The organism is Streptomyces sparsus, from assembly GCF_054776295.1.
The window spans coordinates 1-551 of the sequence record NZ_BAAHCA010001708.1; the positions used below are offsets into that span (position 1 = coordinate 1).

Sequence of the window (551 nt, forward strand, 5' to 3'; positions counted from 1 at the left end):
CTACGTGCCGGGCGTCTCGCTGGACGAGGCGGTCGCCGCCCACGGCCCCTGGCCGCAGCAGTCGGTGCTCGCGCTGGCGGCCGGCCTGGCCGAGGCGCTGGAGGCCGTGCACGCCGCGGACCTCGTGCACCGGGACCTGAAGCCGTCCAACGTGCTGCTGGCCTCCGACGGTCCGCGGGTCATCGACTTCGGCATCTCGGTGGCCGGCGAGGCCAGCGCGCTCACCCGCACCGGCATGGTGGTCGGCACCCCCGGCTTCATGTCACCCGAGCAGCTGACCGGGGGCCCGGTGGGGCCGGCCAGCGATGTGTTCGCGCTCGGCGCCGTCCTGGCCTTCACCGCCTCCGGCACCGGTCCGTTCGGCAGCGGATCGGCGCAGGCCCTCATGTTCCGCGTCGTGCACGAACCACCGGACCTGGACGCGCTCTCCGGCAGGCTGGCCCCACTGGTGGCGCGCTGCCTGGACAAGGACCCCTCGCGCCGCCCGCGGGTCGAGGACCTGCTGGCGACGGTGGCCGGGGCCGCCGGCAGCGAGGGCGGCACGGTGGCCT

At 76.0% G+C, this 551-nt stretch carries 1 protein-coding gene; it reads left to right on the forward strand.

The genetic code is table 11. The features are described from left to right. On the forward strand, window positions 1–551 hold a 551-nt coding region (locus ACYVE9_RS30425; protein ID WP_461031071.1), incomplete at both ends, for a serine/threonine-protein kinase.